The following is a 24857-nucleotide window of genomic DNA, read 5'->3' as shown; positions in this document are numbered from 1 at the left end:
ACGGGTAGTAGTCGCCCAGAACCAGGTCAGGCCGACAGGTCAGCGCGGCCGGCTGGACCGGCCGGTCGACTACTACCCGTCCGTCGGTACGGACGTCCGGTGGATGCCACGTCCCAGGTCAGCAGTCGGCAGGTGGTTGAGCGGGCAGGGCGTAGTGGGTGGGGTTGGCGGTTTCGTAGGCGGTTATTTCGGCGATCAGGCCTCGTTCGACTCGGAAGATGTCCAGGCCGAAGAGGGTGTAGCTAGGGGCGTCTGGGGGTTTCAGGTAGGCGGCGAGGGTGGGTTGGCGGTTGACGGTGGTGGGGAGGAAGCGCCAGTGGCCGCGGTAGGCCGGGTCGAGGTTGGGGGCCAGGGAGCGGCGGGCGGCGATGAGGCCTTCGAACCAGAAGGGGTACGGCGGCATGGTGATGCGGACGTCCTCGTGCATCAGCGCGACCAGGGCGTCGGGGTCGCCGGCTTCCCAAGCGGCGACGTACTTGCGGAGGAGGGCTTGTTCGTCGGCGGATGAGGGGGTGGCGGACCACTCGGAGCGGTGTGGGGGCAGGTGGTCGCGGAGGACCGGTCGGGCGCGTTGGAGGGCCGAGTTGACGGCCGCGACGGTCAGGTCGGTGGCGGTTGCGGTCTCGCGAGCGGGCCAGCCGAGGACGTCGCGGAAGATGAGTACGGCGCGTTGCCGCGGTGGCAGCTGCTGGATCGCCACCAAGAACGCCAGCTCGATCGTCTCCCGGCGTACCACCTGGGCGTCCGGCTCCTCGGCACGGTCGAGCAGTACGTCGGGGAACGGCTGCAGCCACGGCAGGTCCTCGCGAGGCGGCAATGCGGTGGCTGGGAACGACGCCGGTTCGAGCTGATACGGGAGGACCCGCTGCGGTCGCCGTACGTCGTCGATGCAGGCGTTGGTCGCGATCCGGTAGAGCCAGGCGCGCAGCGAAGAGCGGCCCTCGAAGTCGTCGCGCCGGCGCCACGCCCGCAGGAACGTCTCCTGGACCATGTCCTCGGCCTCGTCGTACGAGCCGAGCATCCGGTAGCAGTGCACCCGCAGCTCATGCCGGTACTTCTCGAGGTCCTCGAAGTCGGTGCTCACCTGCCGTCCTCCAGCTCGATCGTGCTCGGCATCGGCGCGTGCCCGGCCAGCCGGAACCAGCTCACCAGCCGCCGCCGGCGCAGCTCGCGCGTCGACACCACGATGTCGTTGTGGAAGCGGCGTGCCAACTGGACCCGCCGCATCGCCAGGTTCAGCTCAGCCGTCCACGGCTCCACATCGGTGCCGGTGGCATGGATCGCGCGGGTCAGTGCCGACTCCCGCTGCTCGCGCTCCTCCGGCGACGCGGTCCGGGCACGATGCGCCGCGTCCAGCAGCAACAGGGCCGACGCGGGGTCGAGGATCCCACTGCCGCCCAGCTCCCCGACCAGAGCGGAACGCCGGGCGAGCTCCGTCTCCAGTGACGCCCGGGCGAGATCGACCCGGTGGTGCAGGCGATCCAGCCGCCCGGCCGTCCAGCTCGCGTAGGCGCCGAACAGCAGCAGCACCACGCCGATCGCGAGCAGCGCCCAGGACACCTTCACGAACCTATTCGATCACCCTTACGGAGCGCTGACGGTCGAGGCGAATCCGGTAGTCGCCGCTCCGGCCGCCACTAGCGTCGGGACCATGGCTGACATCGGTGTGATCGGCGGTTCCGGCTTCTACTCGTTCCTGGCCGACGCGAAACCTGTCGAGGTCGACACCCCGTTCGGCGCGCCCAGCGAGCCGCCGGTCGTCGGTGACCTCGACGGTCGCGAGGTGGCGTTCATCCCCCGGCACGGCGCGGACCACCGCTTCCCACCGCATCGCGTCAACTATCGCGCCAATCTCTGGGCGCTGCGGTCGCTCGGCGTCCGCCAGGTCCTCGGGCCGTGCGCGGTCGGCTCCCTCAAACCCGAGCTCACGCCCGGGACGTTCGTCGTCCCAGATCAGTACGTCGACCGCACCTGGGGACGCGCGCACACGGTGTACGACGAGACGCCGGTGGTCCACACGTCGGCCGCTGACCCGTACTGCCCGGTCGGCCGGGCCACGGTGATTGCTACCGGCAACGTCGTACCGGGCGGCACGATGGTGGTGATCAACGGGCCGCGGTTCTCCACGCGCGCGGAGTCTCGGTGGCATGCCGCACAAGGGTGGTCGGTCGTCGGCATGACCGGCGTACCCGAGGCGTCCATCGCACGGGAACTCGCGCTCTGCTACACCTCGATCGCGGTCGTCACCGACCACGATGCGGGTGTGGAGACCGGCACCGGCGTCACGCAGGCCGAGGTCCTCCAGGCCTTCGGGCACAGCATCGAGCGACTCAGGGGTCTCGTCACCGATGTCATCAGTCAGCTGCCGAAGCCGGATGCAGACTGCGGCTGCCAGCATGTGCTCGACGGTACGGCGGCGGAGGATCTCTGGTGAGGGTTCTGCTGACCGGCGGCGCCGGCTTCATCGGCCGGCACGTCCACACCCAACTCGTCGCCGAGGGCCACGAGGTCGTCATTCTCGATTCCTTCCGCCCCGACGTCCACGCACACCAGCCCGCGCCGCAACCCGGGCTGATCGTGGGCGACGTCCGCGATGCCGAGATCGTCCGCGATGCGCTTCACGGCATCGACACCGTCGTCCACCTGGCCGCGAAGGTCGGTCTCGGTGTCGATCTCGACGACCTGGACGACTACGTCTCCAGCAACAGCCTCGGTACGGCGGTCCTCCTCCGCGGACTCGCGCACGCGAAGATCCGGCGCTTCATCTACGCCAGCTCGATGGTCGTGTACGGCGAGGGCCGCTACGACTGCGACGTACACGGCCACGTCGCACCCGGCCCGCGCCGGACCGAGGATCTCGACGCCGGGCGGTTCGAGCCGCCCTGCCCGCGGTGCAGCGCCCAGCTCCGACCCGGTCTCGTCGAGGAGGACGCCGTACTCGATCCGCGGAACGCGTACGCGGCCAGCAAGCTCAACGGGGAACACCTGGCAGCCTCGTGGGCGCGCGAGACAGACGGCCGAGTGAGCGCTCTCCGGTTTCACAACGTCTACGGCCCCGGCATGCCACGGAACACGCCGTACGCCGGAGTCGCGGCGATCTTCCGGTCCGCGCTGGAGCGGGGCGAGGCACCGACGGTCTTCGAGGACGGCCGGCAACGCCGTGACTTCATCCATGTCCACGACATCGCCACCGCCGTCAGCGCCGCCGCAGGAGCGCTCTCCGAGCGATTCACCGCCTACAACGTCGGCAGCGGCACCGTCCACACGATCGGCGACGTAGCCGCCGAACTCGCCCGCGCCTACCACGGGCCGACTCCAGTCACCACCGGCCAATACCGCCTCGGCGACGTCCGCCACATCACCGCGAACTCCGATCGCCTCCGCGACAACCTGGGCTGGAAACCGACCTACGACCTGGCCACAGGCATCAAGGATCTCGTCCGATCCCCCGGAGCAACCTGAGCCGGAGGAACACAGCGCCGGAGGGCGCTGAGGTGGAAGGTTCAGTTGTTGGCTGTGACCGGGGGGAGGTCTATCTGGAAGGCGCAGCCGCCCGCGACGTTCGTGACGCCGATGGTGCCGTCGTGGGACTCAACGACGCCGCGGGCGATGGCCAGGCCCAGGCCGCCGCCGCTCGAGCCAGGTGCGTTGGCGGGCGTCCGTTGCTCGTCGCCGCGCCAGCCGACGTCGAAGACGCGCTCCAGATCGTCGGCGGGAATGCCGCCACATGCGTCGGTCACCGCGAGCCGCACCCGCCCGTCGGGCTCACGGTCCACTGTCAGCGTGACCGTCCCGCCCGGTTCGGTGTGACGGATCGCGTTGCCGACCAGGTTCGTCACCGCTCGGGTCAGCTCGTCCGGATCGCCCTGGACGGCGAGCCGATCGTCACCACCCGGGGTCGAGACCGCCAGCCGTACGCCGGACGCCCGTGCGTGTTCACCGTTCTCCCCCGCCACATCGTCGACGAGCTCGCGCAGACTGACAGCGGACCGCCGCCGAGGTAAGGGCGCGGCGGACAACCGCGACAGCTCGAACAGGTCGTCCACCAGCCCGGTCATCCGGTCGACCGTCGATCGCATCTGCCGCAGCGCTCCCGGCACGTCCTCGACCACGCCGTCCTCGAGTCCCTCCGAGACCGCCCGCAACCCGGTGAGCGGCGTACGAAGATCGTGCGACATGAACGCGACCAGCTCCCGGCGGCTGGACTCGAGCGCACGCTCGCGCTCGTGGGACGCGGCGAGCTTGCGCCGCGTCATCTCCAACTCTTCCGTGAGCGCCGCCAGCTCCGCCGGGACCGCGCCGCTGACCACCGCCGACGGCTCGTACGACGTACCCAGCTGGCGCAGCCGACGGCCGACCTCGCGCGATCCGGTGCTGATCCATTGCCCGAGGAGCACCGACATCCCCAGCCCGAGCAGGGCCGCGAACGCCAGCGTCCACAGCACCACCCACGAGTCGTGCTCGGAGATGAACATCGCCCGCACGCTCTGCAGCACCGCCGCGAGCGCGGCCGCCATCGGCGCCAGCGCCGCCACGATCATCGTGATGCGCAGCGAGCGGCGCCGGAACTGCCACAGGATCGCGCCGCCGATCGCCGCGACCACCAGCGTCCACAGCGTGGTGAGCGCGAGGATCGTGACCATGTCTCGGTTCATTCGGTATCCCCGACGAACCGGTAGCCCGTCCGCGGCACGGTCACCACCAGCCGCGGATCGGACGGATCCGCCTCGAGCTTCTCCCGCAGCCTGCGTACGTGGACGATGACCGTCGAGGAGTCGCCGAAGTCCCAGCCCCACACGCGCCGGAGCAGTTCAGCCTTCGTGTACGCCTTGCCGGCGTGCGACACCAGGAACGCCAGCAGGTCGAACTCGCGATGCGTCAGCGACAGCTCCTTGCCGTCCAGAGACGCGAGCCGGGCAGCCGTATCGATCGTGACCGGGCCTGAGCTCAGCTTCGTCGGGGTCAGATCGAGGCCGGCCAGGCGTTCCTCGCGGCGCAGCATCGCCTGCACCCGCAGCGTGAGCTCGCGCGGGCTGAACGGCTTGACCACGTAGTCGTCCGCGCCGACCTCGAGCCCGACCAGTCGGTCCTCCTCCTCGCCCCGGGCGGACAGCATGATCACCGCGGCCCCGTCGTCCGCCGCGCGCATCCGGCGCAGCACCTCCAGCCCGGACAGTCGGGGCAGCATCACGTCCAGGATGACGACCGAGGGCTTCCACTGCTGCCAGACCTCGACCGCGGCGACACCGTCGGCCACCACCCGGGCGTCGTACCCGGCCTTGGTCAGGTACGCCGAGACGACATTGGACACGGTCGGGTCGTCGTCGACGACGAGTACACGAGTAGCCACGATCAGAGCCTAGATCCTCCGGGCAGGGGCCGTGCGCGGTGCTCCCCGGGTGACACCGGCCGTAAGCGAGCGGTAGCCAGGTCCGGCGCCCCGCGACAGGCGATTGTCCCTACGGTCGAAGAGTGTCAGTCGATCTCATCCTGCCGTGCCTGAACGAGGCGGCGGCGCTGCCCTGGGTGCTCGAACGGCTGCCCGTGGGCGTCCGGGCCGTTGTCGTCGACAACGGTTCCACCGACGGGTCGCCGGAGATCGCCGCGCGCTTCGGCGCGTCGGTGGTCCGGTGCGAGATCCGCGGGTACGGCGCAGCGTGTCATGCCGGTCTGGAAGCGGCCGAGGCCGAGGTGGTGGCGTTCATGGACTCGGACGCATCGCTCGATCCGCGGCAGCTGGGCCGGGTGACGGCGCCTGTTCTTGCGGGCACGGTCGATCTCATGGTGGGACGCCGTAGGGCGCTCTCCCGGCGTTCCTGGCCGTGGCACCTGCGGCTGGCCAACGCCGAGCTGTCCCGGCGGATCCGACGCCGTACCGGCGTGGCGTTGCACGATCTCGGACCGATGCGGGCCGCGCGCCGGTCGGCGTTGCTGGCCCTGGACCTCCGCGATCGGCGATCGGGCTATCCGCTGGAGACCGTGGTCCGCGCCGCCGAGGGCGGCTGGCGGATCGCCGAGGTCGACGTGGACTACCGGCCTCGATCCGGGCGTTCCAAGGTCACCGGTACGCCGCTCGGTGCTGCCCGGGCCCTGCTCGACATGTCGAAGGTGCTGGCCGGATGAACCGCGGGACTCTGATCGTCATCGCGAAGGAGCCGGTGGCGGGCCGGGTCAAGACGCGACTGCAGACCGAGTTCACCGCGCACGAAGCTGCCGCGCTGGCGCGGGCGTCGCTGGTGGACACGCTGAACACGGTCCGTTCGGCGCGCGCGTCCCGCCGTGTCCTTGCGCTCGACGGCGATCCAGGGCCGTGGCTCCCGGACGGGTTCGAGGTGATCGGGCAGCGCGGCGACGGGCTGGACGAGCGGCTTGCCGCGGCCTTCGAGGACGCTTTCGACGGTACGCCGATGCTGCTTGTCGGGATGGACACGCCGCAACTCACGGCAGGCCTGCTGGGTGTCCGTTGGTCCGGGTACGACGCGGTGCTCGGGCTGACCGAGGACGGCGGCTACTGGTGTCTCGGGCTGCGCAGACCGGATGCTCGCGCGCTGATCGGCGTACCGATGTCGACGGATCACACCGGGCGGGATCAGCTGCGGCGGCTGCAGGATCTCGGGCTGCGGGTGTTGTTGCTGCCGACGTTGCGGGACATGGACACGCCTTGGGACGCGTCGGTGATCGCGGCGGCGCATCCGTCGTTGCGGGTGTCGCGGTTGTACCGGCGGTTGCAGCACGCGGCGCATCCAGGGCTGCTGTTCGAACAGGCGTTGGGTGGTACGACGAGGGTGGTTGCCACTGGCATCGATGGGCGGACTGTGCCGTCGTTGTCGGAGCTGGATCGGTGGCGGTCTCCGGCGGATGAGGTGGATCGGCTGGCGTTGAGCCGGTGCGAGGGGCCGGTGCTGGACGTCGGGTGCGGGCCCGGCCGGATTGTGACAGCGCTGGCCGAACGCGGCATCCCCGCTCTTGGGGTCGACATCTCGCCGCAGGCGGTGTCGCTGACCACGTCGCGTGGCGCGGCCGCGCTCCGGCGACCGGTCCAGGACCGGCTTCCGGGTGAGGGGCGCTGGGGCAGCGTGCTGTTGATGGACGGCAACATCGGCATCGGCGGGGACCCAGCCGATCTGCTGCGCCGCTGTGCCGAGTTGGTCCGGCCCGACGGCTTGGTCCTGGTCGAGGTCGATCCCGACGACGATCTGGACGAGACGGCGCCGATCGTCCTGCGCAGTTCCACCGGGCGGCGGTCGACTCCGTTGCCGTGGGCAAGGGTAGGGACTCGCGCCCTGCTCCGGCACGCGCACGCCGTCCACCTCCACCCCACCGAAGACTGGCGCGCCGGCCACCGCGCCTTCCTGACCCTCCGCCCCACCGCCTGATGCCTGAACGGGTGAGGTCGCGGATAGCGGTCCCGAGCAGCAGTGGGGTGGTTGCTGGGGGCTTGGCAGTGGGGGTTGCCATCGGTGTGGTTGTGGCGGCGGGGAGGCAGTGGTGGCCGAACCTGGTGTTGGTGGCGGGGAGCTTGGTGGTTGCGGGGGTGGTGTGGCGGTTCGGACGACGGCTAGGCGTGGTGGCGGTTGTCGTGGTTGCTGGGGTTTGTCAGCTGCCGGGCGTGGTGCATGCGCCGATCACCAGCACGGATGCCTATCGGTACGTGTGGGACGGACGGGTGCAGTTGTCGGGGAGTTCGCCGTACTCGCATGTGCCGTTGGACGACGCGTTGGCGCAACTGAGGGATCCGGTGCTGTTTCCAGGGCTGTCACCGACAGACAGATCGGGAGTGACCGGTCCCCCGCGCCTCCCGAAGGATCCAGCGGCACTCGCCGCACTATCCACCGACGACCCCAGAACGCGGATCAACCGCCCCCGGGTGCCGACCATCTACCCGCCCGTCGCGCAGGCGTACTTCACCGTTGTCGCCTTCGTCACACCGTGGTCCGTGGGCACCCTCGGCCTCCAGATCGCGGCCGCGTTGCTCGCGATCGCGCTGACCTGGCTACTCGCGGTAAGCGATCCTCGCTGGGCCGCGTTGTGGGGTTGGTCACCGATCGTCGCCCTCGAAGCCGGCAACGCCGCGCACATCGACGTCCTCGCCGCGCTCCTGATCACGGCAGCTGTGATGACCGCCGCCCGCCGCCCGAAACTCGCCGGCGTGATCCTCGGCGCGGCCGCCGGCGTCAAACTCCTGCCGCTACTCCTCCTCCCCGCCTTCCGCCGACGCTCCAGCCTCGTTGCCATCGGCACCTTTCTCGCCTGCTACCTCCCGCACCTGCTTGCCGCAGGCACCTTGGTCCTCGGATTCCTGCCCGGCTACCTCACCCAGGAAGGGTTCTCCGACGGCAGCTCCCGATCGGCGAGTCTCGCGCTCCTGCTGCCTCCTGAGGCCCGGCAACTCGTCGCGGCCGCCCTCGCGATCGGCCTCGCCGCCCTGGCCCTCTGGCGCGCCCGCCACGAACCGATCGCGATCACGTGCTGCTGGTTGTACGGCGCCGCACTCCTCGTCGCCACCCCGACGTACCCGTGGTACGGCCTCCCCCTGATCGCCCTCGCGGCCCTGGCCCAGCGCCCCGAATGGCTCGCTGTACCGCTGGCGTCGTACCTGGCCTACGCGAGCTTCGGGCATGAGACCCGGCAGGGCCTGATCCACCTCACCGCGGCGGTCGTCGTCCTCACTGGACTCACGCTGCGTCACAGATCCGTTACACCAAAGCGGTTTGACGGGATCGCGGCGACCAACCAACACTGATCGGCGTGACGAAACGCATCGCCCTCGCAACCTCGGCGGAACACGCCGAGCTACACGCGCATGACCTCCCGCTCGTCGACGCCCTCCGTGCCGCCGGCCTCGACCCGGTCGCGGAGGTCTGGACCGACCCGTCGGTCGACTGGTCCGCCTACGACGGGGTCCTGCTCCGCTCGGTGTGGGACTACCACTTGCGGTACGACGAGTTCACCGAATGGCTCGCGCTCGTCGACAAGGGCGGCGTACCGGTCTTCAACGACAGTGGTCTGGTCCGCTGGAACGGCGACAAGCGCTACCTGCTCGAACTGCGCGAGCGCGGCGTCGCGATCGTGCCGTCGCAGATCGCGGCCGGAGCGTGCCTGCGCGAGGTCGTCGCCGGGCTCGACGGCCAGGAGATCGTGATCAAGCCGACCGTGAGCGCGACCGCCCGCCACACCGTCCGCGGCGTGGCCGGTTCGCCTGAACTCACCCAGGCGATCGACGAACTCCCCGACATCGTGTACCTGGTCCAGCCGTTCCTGCCCGAGATCCAGACCGACGGCGAGTGGTCGCTGATGTTCATCGACGGCGAGTTCACTCACGCCGTCGTGAAGCGCCCGGCGGCCGGCGACTACCGGGTCCAGGAGGAGTACGGCGGCCACGCGACGGTCACCGAGCCGTCGCCGGACATCCTCGAGAACGCGCAGAGGGCACTCGCCACCGCCGGTCCCCGACCGGCCTACGCCCGCGTCGACGGCGTCGTCGTCAACGGCCGCTTCCTCCTGATGGAGCTCGAGCTCATCGAGCCCTACCTGTACCTCCCCCAGTCCCCCGAAGCAACCCACAAACTAGCCGCCACCGTCGCCGCCCGCGTCTAGCTCGCGGCCGCCTCCGGGCGGCCCCGGCGGCGGCCCTCGAGCAGGCTTTCGCCCGCCGCCGTCCCGGTGTACTTCGTCCGGCGAGCCCACTCCCGGCACTCCTCCAGCACCGGGCACGAGGTCAGGCACACGCGACGGGCCTCACGCTGTTCCCAGCGCGACGCGGATTCGTCGTACGCCGGCGCCTTGCCGATACACGCGGCCCGGCTCATCCAGCGGTCGATGGGATCCGCGATCACTGTCAGCGTCGGCCTCATGCGTCGACGGTAGATCCGCCGCCGGCATCGCCGAGCCATGTCTCGAAATATGACCGACTTACTAGACATTTATCGTCAGGGGTATGCCGACGCTCGACGACATCCGCCTGGCCGCGCACCAACTGCGAGGCCGCATCCACCGCACGCCGATGGTCACCTCGACCGCGCTCAACGAGCGCTTCGGCGCCGACCTGGTCCTGAAGGCCGAACTGTTCCAGAAGACGGGCAGCTTCAAGGTCCGCGGACTGCTCACCAAGCTGCTGCGGCTGAGCCCCGAGGAGCGCGAGCGCGGCGTCATCACGGTCTCGGCCGGCAACGCGGCCGGCGCGCTCGCCTGGGCTGCCCGCGACGCCGGCGTACCGGCCACGGTGGTGATGGCGACCACCGCCGTACAGGCCAAGATCGACGCGGCCCGCGGGTACGGCGCCACGGTCGAGCTCGTCGAGGGTGACCTGATGGGTCAGTACGAGCGGATCCGGGACGAGCGGAAGCTCACCGGCGTCCACCCGTTCGATGACGAGGACGTGATCACCGGCCACGGCAGCCTCGGCCTCGAGCTCCTCGAGGACCGCCCGGACCTCGATACGGTCCTGGTCCCGATGGGCGGCGGCGGCCTGATCTCGGGTGTCGCACTGGCGGTCAAGCTGGTCAAGCCGGAGATCCGCGTGATCGGCATCGAGCCCGAGCAGGCTGACGTGGTCAGCCGCAGCCTTGCCGCCGGTGAACCCCAGACGCTCCCGACCGCGCGCTCGATCGCCGACGGCCTCGCCGCGCCGGTCTGCGGCACGCGCAACTTCCCGCTCATCCAGCAGTACGTCGACGAGGTCGTCCGCGTCAGCGAGGACGCGCTGCTCGAGGCGACCCGGCTCGTCATCTCGCGGACCAAGCTCGCGCTGGAGCCCGCTGCCGCGGCGCCGTTCGCCGCACTGATCGAGGGCAGCATCCAGCCGGCCGGGGTCACCGCCAGCGTGGTCAGCGGCGGCAACCTCGACGTCTCGAAGCTGATGCTCTAGTGCCTAGGCGGTGGCCAGCTGACGGGGCGCGGCGTCGGACTTGACGCCGTCGCTCGGATCGTCGACCAGGTCACCTTGACGGACCGGATCGTTCTCCGGCAGCAGGATGTCGCGCGCCACCACGAGCATCAGCCACAGCGTCCCCGCCATCCGCAGGACCACGGCGAACCAGTAGATCCGGTCCGGTACGTCGGGATTCCCCGGCGCCAGGAACTGGGCCAGATGCATCCACACCAGCATCCAGTAGAAGCACTCGCACGCCTGCCAGATCAGCCAGTCCCGCAACCGCGGCCGGGCCAGCGCGACCAGCGGCAGCAGCCAGAGCACGTACTGCGGTGAGTAGACCTTGTTGATCAGCAGGAACGCTGCCACGACCAGGAACGCGAGCTGTGCGAAGCGGGGCGGCCGTGGCGCCATCAGGCCGAGGATCGCGATCGACAGGCACAGCCCGGCGAAGATCACGATGTTCAGCTGGTTGACGTCGGCGACCTCGTGCTTGGCCAGCTTCAGCACGTACCAGATCGATCCGTAGTCGCTCTCGCGCTGGTCGTTGAACGTCCAGAACGACATCCACTCGTTCTTGGCGAGCAGGTAGATCGGCGCGTTCACCAGTGCCCAGGAGACGCCCGTAGCGATCACCGCCTGGAACCACGGCCACAGCTTGCGACCGCGGATACACACGATCAGCAGCGGCCCGAGCAGCAGGAACGGGTAGAACTTCGCCGCCGTCCCCAGCCCGAGCAGCACGCCGAACCAGATCGGTTTGCCGCGCGACCAGGCGAACATCGCCCCGGCCGTGAGCACGACCGCGAACAGGTCCCAGTTGATCGTCGACGTCAGCGCCAGCACCGGCGCGGCGGCGACGTACAGGGCGTTCATCGGCTGGCCGCGGGCCGCACCGGGGCGCGACTCGACGCCGCGCGCGGTGGCGACGGTCAGCCCGACCAGGATCAGGGCGCAGAGGAACAGCATCACGGTGTTCACGACGAAGAACACGCCCGCGGTGGCGCGCTTCTGCTCGACCGTGTGGTCGTTCTTCGGGTCGCCGGTGATCACCCAGGTGATCCGCGCCGCGACCTCCATGAAGCCGCCGGTGAGCACCGGGTACTCCAGGACCGGGTAGTTGCCCGTGTCGAGGAACGGGCGGTTGCCCTCGGCGAACCCGCGCTCCTGGTACAGGAAGCCGATGTCGGAGTAGCACAGCGCCTTGAACGGCCGCCAGCTCTGCCGGTCCCAGCCGGCCTCCATGCAGGGAGCCTTCTGCAGTACGCCGAGCGCGAAGGTGACCGTGCACACCGCGAGCGCGATCCGCAGCGGCGTCCACCAGGACGAGCTGAGCCGGGCGAACCGCCCCGACGGCCCACCGAGCCCCACGGTCAGACCCGCAACGGCAGGGTCGACCTCCGACGGGGTCAGCCGGTCCTGCGGGTCCTGGCTACGTGGTCCGGTCACGGTGGGCATCATCTCCTATCGCTCACCCAAACGACCAGGGAAGGTTACCCACCCCCGACCACCCGGGACCGCACCCGGTCCCCCGCGCGCCGTCAGGCCGTGCTGTGTGTCACCAGCAGCGTTGCGGTCCGGTCCGGATCCTCCCACCAGAACAGATGACCCGCGTCGTCGAACAATTCAACCTTCGCGCCAGGGATCAGGCCGGCCAGCCGTTGGGCGTTCTCCACCGGGATCTCCGCGTCCGCTGTGCCGTGCAGGATCAGGACCGGTACGGCGATCGCACCGAGCCGCTCCGTGGTGTCGTGGGCCTTGGCGGCCTGCCACTGCATCAGCACGACCGGCACGGGAACCCTCACAGCGAGCGCCCGCCGGCGGTAGATCTCCTGCGCGTCCGGCACCGCCGCGGCGTACCGCTGAGACAGGTTCGCCTCGAAGCTGACCCTCAGCCCGCGCTCCACGTCCCGGCTGGCGATCGCGTCCACCATGTCCCGCGAGGTCTCGGCGATGACCCCGCTCGCTCCACCTGCCCAGGTGCAGCCCAACGCGACCGACCGGACCGTGTCCGGGTGGCGCAGTACGAGCTCCTGGGCGACCATGCCGCCGAGTGAGATGCCGAAGACGTGCGCGGAGGACCAGCCCGCCGACGCGATCACGGCGGCCGCATCGTCAGCCAGGTCGGCGACGCTGAACGGCTCGTCCGCCCGGTCGCCGCGTCCGACCCCGCGATGGTCGTACGCGACGATGTCGAACCGGTCCTCCAAGCGGCTGAGCAGCTCGTCGCCCCACAGGGCGTGGTGGCCCGCCATCCCCTGGATCAGCAGCAACGGCTCGCCACGCCCGCGCCGTACGTAGTCCAGCCGACGCCCGCCGACCCCAGTCAGAAAGTCCATCGACGTCAGTCGGCGATGAACTTCCGCAGGATCTCGGTGCCCTGCTCACCCGTCGGCAGCCACTGGCTGTCGGGGACGGAGTCGAGCATGGCCTCGTAGGTGACGAAGACCGTGCCGTTGTAGGCCTTCGCACGCTCCCGCGTCGCCGGCCGATCGGGCCGGCCGTAGACGACTACTCCGTGCTTGATGCGCGCCGCGGCCAGCAGCGGGAGGTCCGCGGTGATGTCGGAGCTCCCGAGCACGGACTTCCAGTCCTCCATCACGACGTGCGTGATGCCGTCGAGGTCGGCCGGGGTCAGCCGGCGACCGACCACCTCGGCCTCGTCGATCTCCCGCACCCAGGCGCTCGGCGCGCCGTCGGCATCCACCGGTCCGATGACCAGCCGCGGACTGACGGTCTCGACGCCGTCCACCGGCCCGAGGAGTTCGTCGTACAGCGCGCGCAGGTTGTCGGCCTGCGCCTCCCACGACATCTCGTGCCGCAACTGCGGAGAGGCGGCGCGCTCGCGGTACGGCGTGGGGTCGGCCAGGACCTTCGACACCTTGGCGGCGAGGTCGGTCGGGTTCTCCGCCTCGAACACCTCGCCGATCCCGGTCTTGCCGACGAACTCTTCCAGCGTCGGCATGTTGCTCGTGACGACCGGCAGCCCCGCGAAGGTGTACTCGAAGACCTTGTTCGGCAGGGCCATCTCGTGCGACGGGTAGCGCAGGATCGGGATCAGCCCGAGGTCCGCGGTGCGCAGGAAGCTGGTCACGTCGTTCGGCGCGACCGGGTTCAGGTAGTGCACCCGGTCCACCACGCCGACCTTCGCCGCGAGCGCCCGCAGTTCGTCGACCGGCTTCATCTCGGTCGTCGGCACGCAGACCACGGCCAGGTGCACGTCCGGCAGCTGAGGCAGCGACGAGATCGCGGTCTCGACGCCGCGCGCACGGGTGATGCCACCGCTGTAGACGATCAGCGGTACGTCGTCGGCCAGCCCGATCGCACTCCGGATGTCAGGTGCATTGTGATCCAGCTCGACCAGCTGCGGGCTGTTGATCACCACACTCGGCTCGCGGTCCAGCTTGTAGCGCGTGTGCAGCGTCCGCGCGATCGCGGGGCTCACCGTGACCACACGGTCGACGGTCCGGATGTAGTCACGCTCGTGCTGCGCCCAGGCTGCCACCAGCCGCGGCGTACGCGGCGGGTACGTCGACAGGCCGGGGACGTACTCGTGAGCGTCGTACACGACCTTCACGGTCCGGCCACGCAGCGCGGCCCGCCCGGCGGCACGAGAGGCCACACCGATGACGTGCATGTCGTGGGCGTGCAGTACGTCGGGCATCAGCCGGTCGAGCACGCTGGCGAAGATCGTCTCGTAGTCGTCGGCCTCGGGGATGACCTTGCGCCAGTTGATCGGCCGCTTCTGCTGGGTCATCCAGAGGTCCCACCGCTGCCAGAACCGGGTCGCCTTGCGGGCCTCGAACTGGGCCGCGCGGTTCAGCAGGCCGGCGCCCTTCCCGGAGAACGACAGCTGCCGGCGCTGGAGCGCCCGGCGGACCGTCCCGGCCTTGAAGGACAGCGGACCGATCGCCCCGGTCTTGCGCTGGGCGACGGCGCGCCCGGACTCCGCCTTCAGATCGGCCAGCCGGGCCGTGACGAGCGCCTTCCGGACCGGCGCCGGCTTGCTGACCATCAGCAGGCGGCGGGCGCGGCGGACCCGGCGGCGCCGGTTCCGGTCGTCGCGCAGCAGGAACTTCCCGGGCAGCCGGATCATCACCACGCCGGCGTCGATCGTGTCGATCTTCAGCTCACCGGACGCCGAGACGCCCAGCAGCGTCACCCGCCGCCCGGCCTGCCCGAGAGCGACGGCTTCCTTCAGGACTCGGGTGTCGTTGGCGATGTCGTTCGCGACGATCATGACGACATGGGGGCCGGCCACGTACTCTCCTTCATGAGACTTCGGCACTGTGGAAACGTGCCGAACGCACAGGAGCGTTGCACAGTTTCACGGACAGCCTAGGGATCGTACCGGAGTCCCAGGGGCTTGCTGTCATTCCCTGACGGGCCGAGGATCCTCCGGCGGCTCGAGGTCCGCGAGCCACGTCGTCAGCAGTTCCTCCAGCTGATCCGCCTGCGCCGGACTGAGAGCGCCGAGCAGTCGCCGCTCGTTGGTCATGTGGGCGGCGAACGCCTTGTCGATCAGCCTCCGGCCGGCGGGAGTCAGCCGTACGACGCGACCGCGGCCATCGGCATCGCTGCGCCGGCGATGGACCAGACCGGCCCCCTCCAGGCGATCGACCCGCTTCGTGACCGCGCCCGTCGTCACCATCGTGTGGAGCGCTATCTCTCCCGGCGCCCGCTCGTACGGCGCTCCCGCCCGCCGCAGCGCCGCGAGGACATCGAACTCCCCCTCGGTCAGGCCGTACTTCGCATAGAGCAGCGTCAGCTCGCCGGTCAGGTGGTTCGCGATCCGGTGCAGCCGGCCGATCACCCCTTGCGGCGCGACATCGAGATCCGGCCGCGCGGCCCGCCACTCCGCCTGGATCCTGGCCACGTGGTCTTGGGGGTGGTCTTCGGTCACGCTGCAGACTATATCTTCCCGGGAAGATATAGTGTCTTCCGTGGAAAATACTTTGCGATGGGTGCTGATCACCGCGATCGCGCCGGTGGCGTGGGGCACGAACTACTTCGTCACGCATGAGTACCTGCCGGCCGGATCCCCCTTGTACGGCGCGGTGTTCCGCGCTCTGCCCGCCGGACTGCTGCTGCTCTGCCTGGCACGCCGCCTCCCCCGCGGTGTCTGGTGGTGGCGGTCGCTGCTGCTCGGCGTCTGCAACATGGGGGCGTTCTTCGCGCTGATCTACCTCGCGTCGCAACTGCTGCCGGTCAGCCTTGCGTCCACGATCATGTCCTCGTCGCCGCTCGCGATGACGCTCTTCGCCTGGGGCCTGCTCTCCGAGCGACCAACGATGCCGGTTCTCGTCGGCGCCGCGGCCGGACTCACGGGCGTCTGCCTGATGCTCGGCGCGGGTACGACGGCTGTCGACGTACGGGGTGTTGTCGCCTCGCTGGCAGCGATGACGATGTCGTCCTGCGGGTACGTGCTGGCCAAGAAATGGGGACGTGCCGACGGGCCGCTGGCGACGACCTCGTGGCAGCTCATCGCGGGCGGTCTGGTGCTGATTCCGTTCGCCGTCGTCTTCGAGGGAGCCCCGCCTGCGCTGGACCTCGCGGCCGTCGGCGGGTTCGCGTACGTCGGCCTGATCGCGACGGCGGTTGCGTTCACGGCGTGGTTCACCGGCCTGCGCCATCTGAGTGCGGCGACGGTCGGGCTGATCGGCCTGCTCAACCCGGTGACCGGCGTACTGCTGGGGCTGACGTTGTCGGGTGAGGCGCTGACGCTTCGCCAGGTGGCGGGGCTGGCGCTGGTTCTGGCGGGGATCACGCTGAGTCGTCCACGACGCGGATCGCGGGTTGAAGTGCGGACGGAGAAACCTTCTAAGGTTTATCGATGAACCTCCTGCGCTGGAGCACGCCCGAGCTGACCCTGACCTTCACGCTCGACGACGGTCCGGTCCGGCTGATCGCCGTCCAAGCCATCGGCGCACCGGCCCACGAGTCCCGAGTGCCTGGGCAGGCGTTGGTGGAGGTTTCGGCGCTGGGGTACGGACGCTCCCCGGGGACGAACCGGCACGTCGACACGATCCTCGGCCGGCGACTGCGGTACGTCGGTCATGACGACGACGGATCCACGTTGCGCATCGTCCAGGAAGACGCCGGGACCGGTCTGCGGATCACCAGTGTGTTCGAGGCGCGAGCCGGCGTACGGGCGTGGTCCGAGGCATCGCTGACCGGGCCGGGTGAGCTCGAACTGACCTTCCTGTCATCGCTGGTCGTCGGTCTGGAGTCGGTCGACGCGGAACTGCACTCGGCCGCCAACGACTGGATGGCCGAGAACCGATGGTCGGTCCAATCACTCCGATCGGGAGGGGTCCCGAAGATCGTCCGCGATCCGCACTACCCGGTCGCGAAGGGCCGGCACGCGGTGACGAGTACCGGCTCGTGGTCGAGTGGTGAGTCGTTGCCGGTCGGCGTTCTGGTCGCCCGCGAGTACGCCCTGGGTTGGCAGATCGAGCACAACGGACCCTGGCACTACGAACTCGGCGAGAACCGGCATGGCGGTTACCTGCTGCTCAGCGGGCCGACCGATCAGGAACACCAGTGGACCGTGCGACTGACCGCCGACGCGCCGTTCACCACTGTGCCTGTCTCCCTTGTCGTCGGAACCGACTCAGAAGGCGCTCTCGGCGCTCTCACCCGGCAGCGGCGCGCGCTGCGGATGCGGCGGCCGGTCGACGACCGGATGCCGGTGATCTTCAACGACTACATGAACACGTTGATGGGCGACCCGACGACGGAGAAACTGCTGCCGCTCATCGACGCCGCGGCCGAGGCGGGTGCGGACTACTTCTGCATCGACGCCGGCTGGTACGCCGAGGGCGACTGGTGGAGCACCGTCGGTGCGTGGCAGCCGTCGACCACCCGCTTCCCGAAAGGGCTGAGCGAGGTGATCGACCGGATCCACGACCGCGGCATGGTGCCCGGTCTGTGGCTGGAGCCGGAGGTGATCGGTGTCGACTCCCCGATCGCCGGCAGCCTGCCCGACGACGCGTTCCTCACCCGGCACGGCGTCCGCGTCGCCGAACACGGTCGCTACCTCCTCGACCTGCGCAGCCCGGTGGCCCGCCAGCACCTCGACGACACCGTCGACCGGTTGGTCAGTGACTTCGGCATCGGCTTCTTCAAGTTCGACAACAACACCATGACCGGTCCGGGCACCGACAAGGGCGGTACGTCGCTCGGCCACGGACTGCTCGAACACAACCGCGCACTGCTGAACTGGCTCGACGATGTCCAAGCTCGGCACCCTGGCCTGCTGATCGAGAACTGCGCGTCCGGCGCGATGCGGATGGACTACGCAATGCTGTCGCGGCTCCACCTGCAGTCGACATCGGACCAGCAACACCCCTTGCTGTACGTCCCGATTGCGGCTGCGGCACCGGCCGCCGTACTTCCCGAACAGGCCGGCCACTGGGCGTATCCGATCACCGGGACCACGCGCGAGGAGTTCACCCTCGCCTTGGCCAACGGCATCCTCGGACGGCTGTATCTGTCCGGTCACCTCAACCAGATGACCGAGTCCGAGCGGGAGCTGGTCCGATCCGCGGTCAGCGCGCACCGCGGCGTGCTCAAGGACCTGCCGAGCCTGCTCCCCCGCTGGCCGCTGGGCCTCCCTGACTGGGATGACGAGTGGATCGCCCTCGGCCTCAGCGACTCCTCCACCACCTATCTGAGTCTCTGGCACCGGACCCCCGGCCCGTCCGAGGTCACGTTCTCCCTTCCGCACGGCACCATCACGCCGGTCTTCCCGACAGACCTCGACGGCTGGACCTACAGCTGGTCAGGAGACTCCCTCACCGTCACCACCACCGTTCCCGAGCCATCCGCGCGCATCATTCGGGTCAGCGCCGTCTGACGGTTTCACGACGTGGAAATTCGAGTGAGTGGCAGGCGAGGCCGGGCCAGGATGGGGAGATGGAGACTTCGGTAGTCGTGGGGTTCGTGGTGGCCGTGTTCCTGGTGAGTGTGGTGCCGGGGCCGGACATGCTGTTCGTGGTCGCGAACGCGGCGGTCGGGGGCCGACGAGCCGGGGTGGTCGCGGCGGCAGGGATGTCGACCGGGCTGGCGGTTCACACCGTCGCTGCGGCGCTGGGGCTCGGTGCGTTGATCCAGGCGGCGCCCCAGGTGCTGAACGGCGTACGGATCGCCGGAGCGGCGTTCCTGCTGTACCTCGCCTATCTGACCTGGCGGGCCAGCCGGCAGCCCGTCGGTGAGCCCGAGGACGTGCCCGACGTGCCCCAGCGGACGCTGCGCAAGACGTATGTGATGGCGACGCTGACGAACCTCGCCAACCCGAAGGTCATCCTGTTCTACCTGGCGTTCGTCCCGCAGTTCATCAGCACGGGCGCGGGCGCCTGGCCGGCGACTGTCCAGTTCCTGGTCCTCGGCGCGATCTTCATCCTGGTCGGCTTCCCGGTCGACGCGTCGGTCGCACTGCTCGCGGGCGGCCTGACCAGCAAGTTCCTCCGCGCCGGCAGCACCGTCCGTCGCCGCCTGGAACGCGTCTGCGCCGGCATCTTCGCCGCCCTGGCCGCCCGCCTCGCCACCGACATCCACTGACAACGTCCGACATCCACTGACAACGTCCGGAGAAGCCGTGGAACTGATCAACCCCGAGGGTCTCCCGGAACCGGAGACCTACAGTCACGTCGCGATCGCCAGTGGGACCAAGCTGGTGTTCGTCGCCGGCCAGGAACCGGAGGACGCCGCCGGGAACCTGGTCGGAGCGGGCGACCTGGAAGCACAGTCCCGGCAGGCGTTCGCCAACCTCGGTCGCGCTCTGGCCGCAGCGGGTGCGCGCCCCGATCAGGTCACCAAGATCACCATCTACCTCGTCGGGTACCGCCGCGAACACCAGGCGGCGGTCGAGGTGGGTCGCTACTCGCTGTTCGGGGAGCACAAACCCACCGACGTACTCGTCGGCATCCAGTCGCTCGCCCACCCCGAGCAGCTCATCGAGGTGGATGCGATCGCGGTGATCTGACCGGGCGCAGGGGGTGGTGCCGGGCGAGGGATCGGGCCAAGCTGGGGGTGAATCGGGGCGGCAACGGGGATCGCCGTCCGACCAGCGGCGACGGAGGTTGTGATGGGAGCGAAGGAGATGTGCGACTCGAGCGGGTGGGCTCGGTGAAGGCGGCGGCCGGCGACCAGGTAGTTGTCGAGAGCAACCACCTGAGCGCTCACCGGCGGGAGGGCCAGATCGTCGAGGTCCACGACCCCGGCGGCGCACCGCCGTACCTGGTGCACTGGTCCGACACCGACACCGAGTCCCTGTTCTTCCCCGGCCCGGACGCACACATCATCCCGGCCGGGTGAACAACCGCACGGTCCGATGCCACGGATTGGACCGCAGACCGGGGTTGAGCAGCGCGGCGGCGACGCAGTACTTGCTGACGTGGATCGGCCGGACCTGAAGCTCGCGCAGGACCCGATCCGCGACTCCCGCACGCCCGGCTGTCTTGCTCTCCACCAGCACGCTGTCCGGCAGCACCGCGATCGACTTCCCCGCGTCGAAGAACCGGAGCCCGACGTCACAGGTCATCCGCGCGTGCTCCACCGGATCGACCAAGGTGCTCCGCCGGTACGTCGTGATGAGCGACGGCCGCAGTCCTTCGTCGACTGCCGTGCCGTACGCCGCCCGCAGCTGCTCACCGAGGAACTCCCGGGCCGGCCCGGTCAGGCGACCCCGGTCCGCCGGTGAGTACGGCATCCGCGACTTGACCGTCTCCGACCGGCTGCTCTTCAGCTTCACCTCGAAGCTGCACTCCCCGCTGTCCAGGTACGACCGGGTGCGCACCTTGTAGCGGTGCCGCCGCCGCTGCACGTGCTGCCGGTACAGCTGGTGCGACGGCGTGTCGAAGTAGACCGACTCGTACCGGAAACTTCGCCGGCCGTCGATCTCCAGTACGGCGAACCGGTCGCGCAGCCTGGCCACCAGTTCCACGAAGGTCCCGATCGGCACCAGGTACTTGCGATCCACGCGGACCTGCAGAGCGGACTCGGCCAGGACCTCGTCGAGAGAGATGGCCGGCAAGCCGGAGAGTGCTCCCGCCATCGCTGCCTGCAAGCGCGGGCTCACGACGCGTACCGCTCGAACCGGCGGACGGTGTTCGTCGCGGGTACGGCGTTGCCCCGGACGCGGAAGCGGACGTCGACGACCGTGGTGTCGGTGACCAGATCCAGATCAAGGACGACGAAGTACCGGATGTCGGCCTGGAGCAACCGCTCGAGCGCGGGACCGATGTCGCGGGTGTCGGGGTAGGCCTGGTCGAGGACGACCCGCTGCCGCCGCGAACGCAGGGTGAGGCGCGGGTGGTCGACGACGTACATGAGTCCGACCAGCAGGAAGCTCAACGCCGGCGCGAGCCAGAACGGACCGGGATGCAGCCCGTTCACCAGACCCATCGCGAGCGCGATGAAGTAGTAGGCGACCTCTTCCTGGGTGATCGAGTCCGAGCGGAGCCGGATGATCGACAGGATGCCGAACAGCCCCAGCCCCAGCCCCATGCCGGCTCCACTGCCGGCCAGCATCGCGGTGACCGCGAGCACCCCGACGTTGAGCGCGACGTACGCGAGCAGCAGGTCCCGGCGGTGGTACCGGCGGAAGTAGGTGCCGTAGGCAAGCAAGGCGATGGCGAGCAGATCGGCGGGGATGGCGATTCCCAGACCGGACATGGATTCCTCCTAGCTGGACGATGGTGGTTCCACCGTCTCGTCCGGCGGTGAGGCTGGTCTGAGGTCCAGGTGAGAGTGCTCTCACGGAAGCAGGCGGTAGCCCATCCCGCGGACCGTCTGGATCCGGTCGGCGCCGAGCTTGCGGCGCAGGTACCGGATGTAGACGTCGACCACGTTCGAGCCCGGGTCGAAGTCGAAACCCCAGACCTGGGACAGCAACTGCTCCCGGGACAGCACCTGGTCGGGATGCCGGCAGAACACCTCGGCCAGCAGGAACTCCCGCGCGGTCAGCTCGACCGACTCTCCGTCGACGAGGGCACGCCGGGTCCGCAGGTCCAGGCTCAGCTCCCCCACCCGCAGGATGGTGGCGTCCGGCGTACCGTCGCCGCCGCGCAGCCGTAACCGCACCCGGGCCAGCAACTCCTCGAAGGCGAAAGGTTTGGCGATGTAGTCGTCCGCACCACCCTCGAGCCCGGCGACCGTGTCACGCACGCTGTCCCGCGCGGTCAGGATCACCACCGGCATCGTCACCCTTGCCTCGCGCAACCGTCGCAGCACGGTGAACCCGTCCACCCGAGGCAGGCCGATGTCCAGGATCAGCAGGTCGTAGCCACCGCTGACCCCTTCCTGGTACGCCGTCTCGCCGTCGGCGACCACCGTCGTGATGAAGCCGTTGCTGCGCAGTCCGCGTTCGACGAACGAGGCGATCCGCTCCTCGTCCTCCGCGATCAGGATCCGGTTCACGGCGTGACCACCGCTCGGTCGGCCGGCACGGTCAGCGGCAGGGTGAGCTCGAAGCGGGCACCGCCCGGGCCGTCGGCCAGCCGGACGTCGCCACCGTGGGCCTGCGCGATCGAACGCACGATCGCCAGCCCGAGTCCGGCACCACCGGTCCGCCGCTGATCGTTGCCGCGGGCAAATCTTTCGAAGATGCGCTCGCGGTCCGACGCCCGGACGCCGGGACCGGAGTCGGCGACCCACAGCAGGACGTGGTCGCCGCTCAGGCGGGAACCCAGCGCGATCCGGTCACCGGTCGTCGTGTGCCGGACCGCGTTCGACACCAGCTGCATCAGCGCCTGGGTCAGCCGCTGGCCGTCGGCGACGATCGTCGCGTCCGCCGTCTCGTCCACCCGCCAGACCCGGTCGGCCAGCGGCCTGGCCTTGGCGATCACCTCGACGACCAGTTCGGTCAGGTTGACCTCGCCGGTTTCGAGGAAGTCCGGTCGCTCGGTCGTCGCCAGCACCAGCAGGTCGTCGACCATCCGGTTCATCCGGGACAGCTCGTCCAGCACCAGCGCCTTGGTCTCGGCCCGGTCGCGCGGGTCGTCACCCATCAGCTCCAGGTGCCCGCGGATCACCGTGATCGGCGTCCGCAGCTCGTGCCCGGCGTTGTCGACGAACTCCCGCTGGGCCACGAACGCGTCCTCCAACCGGTCCAGCATGGTGTTGAACGTGCGGGCCAGTTGCGCCACGTCGTCGTTCCCGACGACCTCGATCCGGCGGCGCAGATCGCTCTCCCCGATCTGCTCGGCGGTTGCCCGCACCTGCCGGATCGGTGCGAGGATCCGGCCGGTGACCAGCCAGCACGCGCCCGCGGCCAGCACCAGGGTGAGCGCACCGATGATGACGAGCGCGCGGGCCGCGTCGATCGACGGCTTCGCGATGATGTCCCGGAACTCGAGCATCACGAGCTGAGCCCGGACCGGCTGACTCCCGATCCGCACCGGCATCACGGCGTACCGGACGCTTCCGGCCGTGCTGTCGGTCCAGCCGTACGTCGGCTCCGTCGCGCCGGCCAGGCTTTGCACGAAGGCCGCATCGGTGTCGAGGCGGGCCGGTGGACTGCCCTGGCTGCGGTGGTACGCGCGGCCGTCGACGATGGTGAACAGTGCCTCCGAGTCGTCCGGAAGGTTGCTCTGCAGCCAGCGATCCAGCAGAGCCTCGGGCCGGTCGAAGGCGGCTGCCTCGCCGGAGCCCGCGAAGGCGCGGAACTTGTTGGCCTCGTGGGTGAGCTCGTCGTCGGCCGCGTCATCCGCGCGGGCCGCGAGCACCTGCCAGGTGAGGAAGACCAGCGCGCACAGGGCAAGCGTGAGCACGCCGAACATCCAGCCGATGATCCGCACCCGGGCACTGACCACCGGCCACGGCCGGAGATCACCCATCGTCGTCGTCCGGGTCGTCCCCCAGATCGTCGTCATCGTCGTCTCCCGCGGTGCGGGCCGGCGCAGGCGACACCTGCTCGGCGCCCTGGCCAGGGGTCACGCTGGGTGGCGGCGCCGTCGGCCGCGGGTTCACGGTCGGCGGCGGCGTCGACGGGCTCGTGGCGGCGGGGACGACGACCGTGTCGCCGAGCTCAGGCTGCGACCGGCCGGCCAGGTACCGCGGCAGCACGAAACCGGCCACCACCAGCACGCCGGCGACAAGCCCGTAGATCAGACGTGGAGACCGCATGCTCACAGCCTGCGATCCCTCCCGGTGAACCGCATGAGCCGAACATTACAGATTTCTCATGCGGAAGCCCGGACCGGCAGAATCGCGGTATGACTCTCCCCACCTCGGACCGTCCTGTCGCGCTCGTCACCGGCGTCGGCCGCACCGTCGGCATCGGCGCGGGCATCGCCCGCCAACTCGCGGCGTCCGGATGGGACATCGCCTTCACCTACTGGACGGCGTACGACGAGCGGATGACGTGGGGCGTGCAGTCGGGCGCGACCGAAGAGATCACCAAGGAACTCACCGGCCTCGGGGCGACGGCGGTCCCGATCGAGGCGGACCTGGCCGATCCGGCGGCTCCCGAGCAGATCTTCACCGCGGCCGAGGAGCGGTTGGGCGGTGTGACCGCCCTGGTGATGTGCCACACCGAGTCGGTCAACTCCGGCATCCTCGACACCACCCTGGAGAGCTTCGACCGGCACTTCGCCGTCAATGCGCGAGCGACCTGGCTGCTGATCCGCGAATACGGCCTGCGGTTCAAGGGCGCGCCGGGCACCGGCCGGATCATCGCGCTGACCAGCGATCACACCGTCGGCAATCTCCCGTACGGCGCGAGCAAGGGCGCGCTGGACCGGATCACCCTGGCCGCGGCCGAGGAACTGGCCCACCTGGGCATCAGCGCGAACGTCGTCAACCCCGGCCCGATCGACACCGGCTGGATGACCGACGAGATCCGCGCGAGCGGCATCCGCCAAACCCCACTCGGCCGGCTCGGTACGCCGCAGGACACAGCCAACCTGGTCGACTTCCTCTGCTCACCGCGCGGGCAGTGGATCAACGGCCAGCTCCTGCTCAGCAACGGCGGCTTCGCCTAGGA

27 protein-coding genes are annotated in these 24857 nt (G+C 69.7%); 13 read left to right on the top strand and 14 right to left on the bottom strand.

Features of this window, described 5'->3' with window-relative positions:
• Window positions 1–118: 118 nt before the first annotated feature.
• Window positions 119–1084 carry an RNA polymerase subunit sigma-70 gene (locus ACGFH6_RS09380; protein ID WP_393381991.1) on the bottom strand — a complete coding sequence of 322 codons (966 nt, stop codon included), beginning with the start codon at window positions 1082–1084 and terminating at the stop codon, window positions 119–121.
• Complete coding sequence (locus ACGFH6_RS09375; protein WP_393381989.1) at window positions 1081–1566, bottom strand: hypothetical protein; 486 nt, start codon at window positions 1564–1566, stop codon at window positions 1081–1083. The genes ACGFH6_RS09380 and ACGFH6_RS09375 overlap by 4 nt, the downstream gene beginning before the upstream one ends.
• Window positions 1567–1651: 85 nt before the next feature.
• On the opposite strand from ACGFH6_RS09375, the gene ACGFH6_RS09370 reads away from it, so the two are divergent.
• Complete coding sequence (locus ACGFH6_RS09370; protein ID WP_393381987.1) at window positions 1652–2434, top strand: S-methyl-5'-thioadenosine phosphorylase; 783 nt, start codon at window positions 1652–1654, stop codon at window positions 2432–2434.
• Entirely contained in the window at window positions 2431–3462 is a 1032-nt protein-coding gene (locus ACGFH6_RS09365; RefSeq protein ID WP_393381986.1) for an NAD-dependent epimerase/dehydratase family protein, read from the top strand. The genes ACGFH6_RS09370 and ACGFH6_RS09365 overlap by 4 nt, the downstream gene beginning before the upstream one ends.
• A gap of 41 nt (window positions 3463–3503) precedes the next feature.
• On the opposite strand, the gene ACGFH6_RS09360 is transcribed toward ACGFH6_RS09365, so the two are convergent.
• Together ACGFH6_RS09360 and ACGFH6_RS09355 are read right to left on the bottom strand one after the other, a co-directional pair.
• A complete protein-coding gene (locus ACGFH6_RS09360; RefSeq protein WP_393381985.1) occupies window positions 3504–4655 on the bottom strand; it encodes a sensor histidine kinase in 1152 nt (383 codons plus the stop codon).
• Window positions 4652–5350: a response regulator transcription factor gene (locus ACGFH6_RS09355; RefSeq protein ID WP_393381983.1), complete on the bottom strand. Its 699-nt coding sequence runs from the start codon at window positions 5348–5350 to the stop codon at window positions 4652–4654. The genes ACGFH6_RS09360 and ACGFH6_RS09355 overlap by 4 nt, the downstream gene beginning before the upstream one ends.
• Before the next feature lie 122 nt (window positions 5351–5472).
• On the opposite strand from ACGFH6_RS09355, the gene ACGFH6_RS09350 reads away from it, so the two are divergent.
• The 4 genes from ACGFH6_RS09350 to ACGFH6_RS09335 all read left to right on the top strand — a co-directional run bounded on the left by ACGFH6_RS09350 (window position 5473) and on the right by ACGFH6_RS09335 (window position 9597).
• The gene (locus ACGFH6_RS09350; RefSeq protein ID WP_393381981.1) at window positions 5473–6123 is read left to right on the top strand and encodes a glycosyltransferase family 2 protein; all 651 of its coding nucleotides are present in this window, start codon (window positions 5473–5475) and stop codon (window positions 6121–6123) included.
• Window positions 6120–7376, top strand: a complete 1257-nt coding sequence (locus ACGFH6_RS09345; protein WP_393381979.1) for a DUF2064 domain-containing protein — start codon at window positions 6120–6122, stop codon at window positions 7374–7376. Before ACGFH6_RS09350 ends, ACGFH6_RS09345 begins: the two co-directional genes overlap by 4 nt.
• 131 nt (window positions 7377–7507) lie before the next feature.
• Window positions 7508–8743 (top strand): glycosyltransferase 87 family protein, encoded by a 1236-nt coding sequence (locus tag ACGFH6_RS09340; protein ID WP_393381977.1) that lies wholly within the window; start codon window positions 7508–7510, stop codon window positions 8741–8743.
• Window positions 8744–8748: 5 nt separating this feature from the next.
• The gene (locus tag ACGFH6_RS09335; RefSeq protein WP_393381975.1) at window positions 8749–9597 is read left to right on the top strand and encodes a RimK family alpha-L-glutamate ligase; all 849 of its coding nucleotides are present in this window, start codon (window positions 8749–8751) and stop codon (window positions 9595–9597) included.
• Here the strand turns inward: ACGFH6_RS09335 and ACGFH6_RS09330 are convergent.
• Window positions 9594–9854, bottom strand: coding sequence for a WhiB family transcriptional regulator (locus tag ACGFH6_RS09330; protein ID WP_393381973.1), 261 nt, complete (start codon window positions 9852–9854; stop codon window positions 9594–9596). The genes ACGFH6_RS09335 and ACGFH6_RS09330 overlap by 4 nt on opposite strands.
• A gap of 83 nt (window positions 9855–9937) precedes the next feature.
• On the opposite strand from ACGFH6_RS09330, the gene ACGFH6_RS09325 reads away from it, so the two are divergent.
• Window positions 9938–10867, top strand: coding sequence for a threonine/serine dehydratase (locus ACGFH6_RS09325; protein ID WP_393381971.1), 930 nt, complete (start codon window positions 9938–9940; stop codon window positions 10865–10867).
• Window positions 10868–10870: 3 nt separating this feature from the next.
• Here the strand turns inward: ACGFH6_RS09325 and ACGFH6_RS09320 are convergent, their stop codons facing one another.
• The 4 genes from ACGFH6_RS09320 to ACGFH6_RS09305 form a co-directional block, all read right to left on the bottom strand.
• Window positions 10871–12328 carry a glycosyltransferase family 87 protein gene (locus ACGFH6_RS09320; RefSeq protein ID WP_393383015.1) on the bottom strand — a complete coding sequence of 486 codons (1458 nt, stop codon included), beginning with the start codon at window positions 12326–12328 and terminating at the stop codon, window positions 10871–10873.
• An 83-nt stretch (window positions 12329–12411) separates the two neighbouring features.
• Window positions 12412–13209, bottom strand: a complete 798-nt coding sequence (locus ACGFH6_RS09315) for an alpha/beta fold hydrolase (RefSeq protein WP_393381969.1) — start codon at window positions 13207–13209, stop codon at window positions 12412–12414.
• Between the two features lie 5 nt (window positions 13210–13214).
• Complete coding sequence (locus tag ACGFH6_RS09310) at window positions 13215–15131, bottom strand: glycosyltransferase family 4 protein (RefSeq protein ID WP_393381968.1); 1917 nt, start codon at window positions 15129–15131, stop codon at window positions 13215–13217.
• Between the two features lie 111 nt (window positions 15132–15242).
• Entirely contained in the window at window positions 15243–15773 is a 531-nt protein-coding gene (locus ACGFH6_RS09305; RefSeq protein ID WP_393381966.1) for a MarR family winged helix-turn-helix transcriptional regulator, read from the bottom strand.
• 40 nt (window positions 15774–15813) lie between these two features.
• On the opposite strand from ACGFH6_RS09305, the gene ACGFH6_RS09300 reads away from it, so the two are divergent.
• The 5 genes from ACGFH6_RS09300 to ACGFH6_RS09280 all read left to right on the top strand — a co-directional run bounded on the left by ACGFH6_RS09300 (window position 15814) and on the right by ACGFH6_RS09280 (window position 20188).
• A complete protein-coding gene (locus ACGFH6_RS09300; protein ID WP_393381965.1) occupies window positions 15814–16707 on the top strand; it encodes a DMT family transporter in 894 nt (297 codons plus the stop codon).
• The gene (locus tag ACGFH6_RS09295) at window positions 16704–18728 is read left to right on the top strand and encodes a glycoside hydrolase family 36 protein (RefSeq protein WP_393381963.1); all 2025 of its coding nucleotides are present in this window, start codon (window positions 16704–16706) and stop codon (window positions 18726–18728) included. The genes ACGFH6_RS09300 and ACGFH6_RS09295 overlap by 4 nt, the downstream gene beginning before the upstream one ends.
• A 59-nt stretch (window positions 18729–18787) precedes the next feature.
• Complete coding sequence (locus ACGFH6_RS09290) at window positions 18788–19432, top strand: LysE family translocator (RefSeq protein WP_393381961.1); 645 nt, start codon at window positions 18788–18790, stop codon at window positions 19430–19432.
• A gap of 37 nt (window positions 19433–19469) precedes the next feature.
• Complete coding sequence (locus ACGFH6_RS09285; RefSeq protein ID WP_393381960.1) at window positions 19470–19856, top strand: RidA family protein; 387 nt, start codon at window positions 19470–19472, stop codon at window positions 19854–19856.
• A 119-nt stretch (window positions 19857–19975) separates the two neighbouring features.
• Window positions 19976–20188: a DUF1918 domain-containing protein gene (locus ACGFH6_RS09280; protein ID WP_393381958.1), complete on the top strand. Its 213-nt coding sequence runs from the start codon at window positions 19976–19978 to the stop codon at window positions 20186–20188.
• Here ACGFH6_RS09280 and ACGFH6_RS09275 read toward each other — a convergent pair.
• The 5 genes from ACGFH6_RS09275 to ACGFH6_RS09255 all read right to left on the bottom strand — a co-directional run bounded on the left by ACGFH6_RS09275 (window position 20172) and on the right by ACGFH6_RS09255 (window position 23998).
• Window positions 20172–20927 (bottom strand): polyphosphate polymerase domain-containing protein, encoded by a 756-nt coding sequence (locus tag ACGFH6_RS09275; RefSeq protein WP_393381956.1) that lies wholly within the window; start codon window positions 20925–20927, stop codon window positions 20172–20174. The two genes, ACGFH6_RS09280 and ACGFH6_RS09275, sit on opposite strands and share 17 nt — an antisense overlap.
• Window positions 20928–20947: 20 nt before the next feature.
• Entirely contained in the window at window positions 20948–21547 is a 600-nt protein-coding gene (locus ACGFH6_RS09270; RefSeq protein ID WP_393381955.1) for a DUF4956 domain-containing protein, read from the bottom strand.
• A gap of 81 nt (window positions 21548–21628) precedes the next feature.
• Window positions 21629–22291, bottom strand: a complete 663-nt coding sequence (locus ACGFH6_RS09265; RefSeq protein WP_393381953.1) for a response regulator transcription factor — start codon at window positions 22289–22291, stop codon at window positions 21629–21631.
• Complete coding sequence (locus tag ACGFH6_RS09260; protein ID WP_393381951.1) at window positions 22288–23745, bottom strand: sensor histidine kinase; 1458 nt, start codon at window positions 23743–23745, stop codon at window positions 22288–22290. The genes ACGFH6_RS09265 and ACGFH6_RS09260 overlap by 4 nt, the downstream gene beginning before the upstream one ends.
• Complete coding sequence (locus ACGFH6_RS09255) at window positions 23702–23998, bottom strand: hypothetical protein (protein WP_393381950.1); 297 nt, start codon at window positions 23996–23998, stop codon at window positions 23702–23704. The genes ACGFH6_RS09260 and ACGFH6_RS09255 overlap by 44 nt, the downstream gene beginning before the upstream one ends.
• A gap of 89 nt (window positions 23999–24087) precedes the next feature.
• On the opposite strand from ACGFH6_RS09255, the gene ACGFH6_RS09250 reads away from it, so the two are divergent.
• Window positions 24088–24855, top strand: a complete 768-nt coding sequence (locus ACGFH6_RS09250; protein WP_393381948.1) for an SDR family oxidoreductase — start codon at window positions 24088–24090, stop codon at window positions 24853–24855.
• The last annotated feature ends 2 nt before the right edge of the window (window positions 24856–24857 follow it).

The organism is Kribbella sp. NPDC049227 (assembly GCF_043197265.1).
GTDB lineage: Bacteria > Actinomycetota > Actinomycetes > Propionibacteriales > Kribbellaceae > Kribbella.
This window is presented reverse-complemented; position numbering and strand designations above follow the sequence as displayed.